The sequence below is a fragment of the Roseateles sp. P5_E11 genome (genome assembly GCF_054049355.1).
The window spans coordinates 1-6,278 of sequence record NZ_JBFUMO010000346.1 but is presented as its reverse complement, the minus strand read 5'-3'; the positions used below and the strand labels follow the sequence as shown (position 1 = coordinate 6,278).

Below are 6,278 nucleotides of genomic sequence, written 5' to 3'. Positions count from 1 at the left end.
CTCGTTCATCGTGCCGAAGACGAAGTTGCCGCGCCGGTCGGTGCGCCCGTCGTTGATGCGCGTGCGCGGCTCGGCGGCGTCGACCGGGGCAGCGGTCTGCAGCTGGCCAAGATCCAGGTTGTCGCCCAGCGTCGCGAGAGCCAGGCGCTTGGCCAGGCCCAGCAACACGCGGCCCGAGCGGCAATGGGCGAAGCTGCCCAGGCGATCCGGTAGGCGACATGACAGTGGTCCCGCCGCGCCCGGCTGCCAGGCAAACAGGGTCGCCGCCTCGATGTCCGTCCACCACCAGCGGCCGCCATGCCAGAGCAGGCCCTCACCAAGAAGGGCGCCCTGTGGCAAGGTCAGTTCAAGGTCGCCGTTCAATGTCATCAGAAGTCCAGGTTACGGAGCGGTTCCATTCGGCACAAATCGAATGTCCGGGCTTAACTATCCAGATTCGGAATATCGATCGCTCAGGGCGCGATCGCTGCACGCCTGACCGTCAGCAGCCGGGCGCCGCGCAATTCGGCGACCTGCGTCTGGCCGGCGGCGAAGGCGGGCCGATGGGCCGCGTCGATGTAGACCGGCGCATCGCCGCGCAGCGGCAGCACGCTGAGCTGCAATTCGGCACCCGGCTGCAGCGCGAACTGGCGCAGGCCGATCTGCCAGCGCTGGCCGTTGTAGTACCAGTCGTCCAGCATCCGGCTGCCGGCGAAGACGCGGCCGATGTCGCCGACGAAGTCCAGTTCCAGCAGCACGTCTTCCGCGTTCGGCGCCAGCGGCTGGGGCAGCTTCAGTGACCAGGTCGCCGCCGCGGCAAATGCCTCGGGAATAGGCTGCACGGCCGCCTTGGCCAGGCCACCCTTCAACACGGGTGGCACGGCCCGGGCCGGGCGGGTGGGGCTGATCTGCAGCGTCGGCTGGGCGTTGTCGCCCGCCAGCTCCAGGCGTTGCAGCAGGCCGTTCTGACCGACCTTCAGGCCGACCGCACGCGGCCCGGGCAGGGCAGGGAAGACGGCGGCGCGAAGCGGCTGCGGGCCGATGCCGCGCAGTTGCAGCTTGCCGTCCGCCACCCAGGCCTGCTGCTCGCTGAAAACGAGCCGGCGCTGCCCGGCAATCTCCAGCACGTTCAACTGCTCCACCTGTTCCGGCGCCAGCAGCAGCACGCTGACGGCGCGGCCGTCGCGGCTGCCGATGCGCTGCAGCTGGTTCGCGTCCGGCTTCAGCGTCCTGATGCCGTCGGGCAGCGCGAACTCTGCGGGGACGCCGGCCGTCGTTGCGAACACATGGACGATGCCCTGGGCGCCCGCGTCGAGGCGCGTGACCGGCTGGGCCGTCGCGTGGCGCAGCATCACGCCGTCGAGCTCGAGGTTGATGGGCCAGATGAAATAGGCGCCATTGGGAATGTCGACCGGCGTGCTCGGCAGCGTCACCGTGCCACCCGGCAGCTGCAGCTCGAAGCGCACGCCGACCTGCGCCGGCATGGCGTACTGGCGCACATGGTTGTTGAAGAACAGGAAGCCGGCGTCGCCCTTGCTTCGCACGGACCAGCGCGGCGTCTGCAGGTCGGCCGGGTTGGTCGGCGAGCGCTCGGGCTGGCGTACCGTCATCGTCGCCAGCGCGGCGCCGTGTTCGCGCAGGAAATAGTGGAAGGGACGCAGCTTGGTCAGTACCGGGCGCTGCTGACCGTCAGGCCCCAGCGGCGCCTGGAAGTCATAGCTGATGCGTGGCGTGTCGTTGTAGCCGCCGCTGAGCGTGCTTTCCTCCAGGCCGGTGCCGCCCACGCCAACCGGGTTGCGGCCGCCGTGGAACATGTAGTAGCCGAACAGGTTGACGCCCGAGCCCAGCTGCACGGGCAGCATGGCCGCAATGTCGTCGGGCGACACCAGCGTGCGGCGGCGGTACATCGCTGGCAGGCCGGGGCCGTATTCGGCGCCGAGGAAGGGCACCTTGTCCTTGTCGGTCTCGGCAGTGCCAGGGGCGTGTGATTGGGTCTGCGCGCCGAGATCGCCGCTGACGCGGGTGCTGAAGCGGAAGGCGTGCGTCTCCTTGGGCGGCAGCTCCCGAGTGCTGGTGGCCCAGGGCTCATCCGGGTAGCCACCGAAGACGGGGGTGACCTCGCCGGACGGGTAGACGGTGCCGTCCCAGCCTGTGACGGTGTAGAGCGGCACATCCATGCCGGCCTTCAGCGCGAGCTTCTTTAGTGCGCTGATGTGGTCCTCGCCTTTGCCAGGGCCGCGGATGTTGTATTCGTTCTCCAGCTGCACGCCGACGACCGGACCGCCGTCCTTCCACAGCAGGCCCTTGAGCTGCACGCCGATCTCGGCGTACAGGCGCTCGACGTGGCCCATGTATTCGGGGTCGTTGCCGCGCGTGGGCATCTTGTCGACGACCCAGTCGGGAATGCCGCCGTAGCGGGCCTCGCCGTGCGCCCAGGGGCCCAGCCGGACGACGACCTGCAAGCCGGCGGCCTGGGCCAGTTGCACGAAGCGGCGCAGGTCGTGGGTGCCCTTCCAGTTGAAGGCGCCGGGCTGCTCCTGGTGGTGGTTCCAGAACACATAGCTCGCAACGATGTCGATGCCGGCGGCCTTCATCAGCCGCAGCTGGGTATCCCATTGCGAGGCGGGTGCGCGGCTGTAGTGGTACTCGCCCATGACCGGCAGCCAAGGCTTGCCGTCGCGCAGCAGGTACTGGCTGTTGACGTCCAGCGTCTGGCCCTGAGGCGAGCGTGCCGTGCCGAGCTGCAGGTGGCCGGTTGTCGGCGCCGGCGCGTCGGCGCGGGCATCGAGCTTGAGCAGCGTGTCGGCGCTGGCCTGGCCAAGAGCGAGCAGCACCAAGCCTGCGCACAGCGTGAGCGTGCGGTTCATGGAGTCTCCGGTGTCGTTATCTTTTTTTGTCGCGTGTCAGAGCGCGCGCCAGGCCTGCACGAAAGCTCTTGCCCGCGGTGCCACGTCGGACGCCGTCAGGCCTGGGCTGTAGAGCGCCGAGCCCAGCCCGAAGCCGGCGGCGCCCGCTTGCCTGTACGGGGCCATCGTCTCGGGTGTGATGCCGCCCACCGGCAGCAGGCTCAGCTCGCGCGGCAGCACGGCACGCATGGCCTTGAGCACCGGCGGTGTGACCAGTTCGGCCGGGAACAGCTTGAGCGCGTCGGCGCCGGCCTGCAGGGCCGCAAAGGCTTCAGTCGGCGTGGCCGCGCCGGGAATGCAGGCCAGGCCACGCGCCTTGGCCACGCGGATGACGGCGACGTCGGCATGCGGCATGACGATGAGGCGGCCACCGGCGATCTGCACATCACGCACCGCGTCGGCGCTGAGCACTGTGCCGGCGCCGATCAGCGCGTCGTTGGGCATGCGGCGTGCGAGGCGGGCGATCGAGTCCAGCGCCTGGGGCGAGTTCAGGGGCACCTCGATGACGCGGAAGCCTTCGGCGTAGAGGGTGTCGGCGATGGCCTCGACTTCGTCAGGCTTGACGCCGCGCAGGATGGCGACGAGGGGGAGTTGTTGCAGTGCCTGGTCGAGCATGTCAAAGCCCCATGGTTTGCGCCAGCCGCCAGAGGCCGGCGGGCGCGGTGTTGTCGAGTTGCAGCGGCTCGTCCATGCCGAAACGGCCGAGGGCGAGCGCATATCGTGCGCACAACGCCGGGTCGCCGATGAGGGCCAGACGCTCGGGCGTGGCGGCCTTCAGTTCGTTGGCGATCTCGTGGCCGATCAGCAGGCCCGAGAGGTAGTCAGGCAACTGCTCTGCGGCCAAGCGCTTGAAGAGGCCCAGCGTGCGCACGGCAAAGAGTTGGTGGCCCAAAGCCCCGTCCTTGCGCGCTGCGTCGACGCCGGCCAGGAACGCCTGGGAGGAGGGCGCTGAACTGCCGTCCGCAGGCATCAGGCGGGCGAGCACGGAATGCTGGCGCAGCAGCGCATAGAGCTCGCCGGTCATGTGGGTTGCAAAACCCGTCACCCTGCCAGCCTCAACGCGCGCCCACTTCGAATGCGTGCCTGGCAGCACCAGGCAGGCCTGTTCGGCCAGCTCGGGATGCAAGGCGAAGGCGCCAACAATCTGGGTCTCTTCGCCACGCATGACATCCGGTTGGGCGCCGTCATGCATCAGGCCGGGCACGATCCAGAACCTGGCATCGACCTGCAATGCCTGGCGAGCCAGCGCGGCGGCGTCGGCCGGGCAGGGCGCATAGGGCGCTTCGCGCCAGCCATGCTGGCTGCCGACCATGCCGCAGGCGAGCATCGGCAGCCCGGGCCAGCCATCGGTCACGGCGGCCAGCGCCTGGGCGAAAGCGTCTGCGCCGGACAGCGTCGAGGCGCCCTGCTCGGATTGGCGCGTCGCCAGCACCGTACCGTCGGCGCCCAGCAGGAAGGCACGCAGCCGCGTGCTGCCCCAGTCCAGCGCGATGAGGCGGCCGCCGTCCATCACCATTCGGCGACGCTCCCGTCCGCGTGGCGCCACAGCGGGTTGCGCCAGTCGGGCGCCGTCTTGCTGGCCTCGATGACCTTCTCTTCGTCCACCACCACGCCGAGACCCGGTTTGGTCAACGGCTTCATGTAGCCGTTCTCGATGTGGAAGTCTTCCTTGTTCAGCACGTAGTCGAGCAGCTCGCCGCCCTGGTTGTAGTGGATGCCCATGCTCTGCTCCTGCAGCACGGCGTTGTGCGAGACGAAATCGACGTGCAGGCAGGCCGCCAGCGCGATGGGGCCCAGCGGGCAATGCGGCGCGAAGGCCACGTCATAGGCCTCGGCCATGGCGGCGATCTTGTGGCACTCGGTGATGCCGCCGGCGTGCGACAGGTCGGGCTGCACGATGGACAGGCCGCCGGCCTGGAAGACGCGCTTGAACTCGAAACGCGAATACATGCGCTCGCCGGCCGCCAACGGGATGGCGGTGTGCTCAGCCAAGCGGGCGTAGGTTTCGTCCTGCTCGGCCAGCACGGGCTCTTCGACGAACAGCGGCCGGTAGGGTTCCAGCGCCTTCAGCATGACCTTGGCCATCGGTGCGCCGATGCGGCCGTGGAAGTCGATGCCAAACTCGATGTCGTGGCCAAAGGCTTCGCGGATCTCGGCGATGCGGGCCACGGCTTCGTCGACCTTGCGGGCGCTGTCGATGAGGCCCATCTCCTCGGAGCCGTTCATCTTGAAGGTGTCGAAGCCCCCTTCGCGCAGCCGCTTGATGTCGCGGATGACATCGGCCGGCCGGTCACCGCCGACCCAGGAATACACCTTCATCTTGTCGCGTACCAAGCCGCCGAGCAGCTGGTGCACCGGTGCGCCCAGGGCCTTGCCTTTGATGTCCCACAGCGCCTGGTCGATGCCGGCGATGGCGCTCATCAGGATGGCGCCACCGCGGTAGAAACCACCGCGATACATGACCTGCCAGAGGTCGTTGATGCGGGAGGCGTCTTGCCCGATCAGATAGGGCTCGAACTCATGCACGGCAGCTTCGACGCTGCGCGCCTTGCCTTCGATGACGGGCTCGCCCCAGCCGCTGATGCCGGCATCGGTGTCGATTTTCAGGAACATCCACCGCGGGGCGAGGCGGTAGGTCGTCAGCTTGGTGATTCTCATGGGGCCATGACTGGTGCAGGAACGGCCGAAAGCTTAGGAGGGGCTGCTAGTTCTGAAATATCGAATCTTTGCCAGYGGCTATATGGATTTCATATTGGTGGATAGGCGCCGAAAAGCAAAAGGGCTGCAGAAGCAGCCCTTGAGCGGTTGCGGCACGCGGTTCACATGCCCGTTTCAGTGCGACTTCAGTCGCGCTTGCTGTTGTACTGGCCACTCACGGCGTCGCCCAGTTGACCCACGATCGCCAGCGTCGCCAGCACCAAAGTCACGATCAGCAGTTCCATTTGTTTCCCTTTCTTCGTTGTTGACGGATCGAATCTTAGGGTTTTCACCATATCAACAAGGGTTAACCCTATGCATTGCGGGCATGGAACGATGCGGTACCTGCGCCGAGAGGGCGTCAACGCGTGGCTTTCGTGCGATCTGCACTGAGGGCGGGGCGGCGAACGGCCTGTCGGTTGTTTCGCCTTGCGACTTGTTTGTCCGTTTGTTTGGTAAGACCGGGCATGTTGTATGCTTGACTTCGGTCTGACCAAATGCAATGCCGGCCGACCGGAGACAACAAGGAATCAAGAAGCATGAAGTTCACTGACGGACAGTGGATGCATCAGCCGGGCGTGGCCGCACATTACGCGGCCGAGGCCTATGCGATCGAAGTCCACGAAGACCGCCTGGTCGTGCTCGCCACGACCCGCCCCATCAAGCACCGCGGCGACACGCTGCAAGGCCCGACGC

General features: G+C 67.4%; 5 protein-coding genes. All 5 read right to left on the bottom strand.

The window, feature by feature from the left end; genetic code table 11:
- A partial coding sequence (locus ACXJKR_RS21410; protein WP_457324539.1) for an SMP-30/gluconolactonase/LRE family protein occupies positions 1–369 on the bottom strand: 369 nt, incomplete at its 3' end.
- An 83-nt stretch (positions 370–452) separates the two neighbouring features.
- Positions 453–2,846 (bottom strand): beta-galactosidase, encoded by a 2,394-nt coding sequence (locus tag ACXJKR_RS21405; RefSeq protein WP_457324538.1) that lies wholly within the window; start codon positions 2,844–2,846, stop codon positions 453–455.
- Positions 2,847–2,882: 36 nt separating this feature from the next.
- Positions 2,883–3,500: a 2-dehydro-3-deoxy-6-phosphogalactonate aldolase gene (locus tag ACXJKR_RS21400; protein WP_056202418.1), complete on the bottom strand. Its 618-nt coding sequence runs from the start codon at positions 3,498–3,500 to the stop codon at positions 2,883–2,885.
- Position 3,501: 1 nt separating this feature from the next.
- Positions 3,502–4,401 (bottom strand): 2-dehydro-3-deoxygalactonokinase, encoded by a 900-nt coding sequence (locus ACXJKR_RS21395; protein WP_457324537.1) that lies wholly within the window; start codon positions 4,399–4,401, stop codon positions 3,502–3,504.
- Positions 4,395–5,543 (bottom strand): galactonate dehydratase, encoded by a 1,149-nt coding sequence (gene dgoD, locus ACXJKR_RS21390; protein ID WP_056202424.1) that lies wholly within the window; start codon positions 5,541–5,543, stop codon positions 4,395–4,397. Before dgoD ends, ACXJKR_RS21395 begins: the two co-directional genes overlap by 7 nt.
- Positions 5,544–6,278: the final 735 nt, after the last annotated feature.

Bases quoted from the DNA above. Each gene is read 5' to 3' on its own strand.
- ACXJKR_RS21405 (WP_457324538.1), bottom strand. From the start codon at position 2,846: ATGAACCGCACGCTCACGCTGTGCGCAGGCTTGGTGCTGCTCGCTCTT.
- ACXJKR_RS21400 (WP_056202418.1), bottom strand. From the start codon at position 3,500: ATGCTCGACCAGGCACTGCAACAACTCCCCCTCGTCGCCATCCTGCGC.
- ACXJKR_RS21395 (WP_457324537.1), bottom strand. From the start codon at position 4,401: ATGGTGATGGACGGCGGCCGCCTCATCGCGCTGGACTGGGGCAGCACG.
- dgoD (WP_056202424.1), bottom strand. From the start codon at position 5,543: ATGAGAATCACCAAGCTGACGACCTACCGCCTCGCCCCGCGGTGGATG.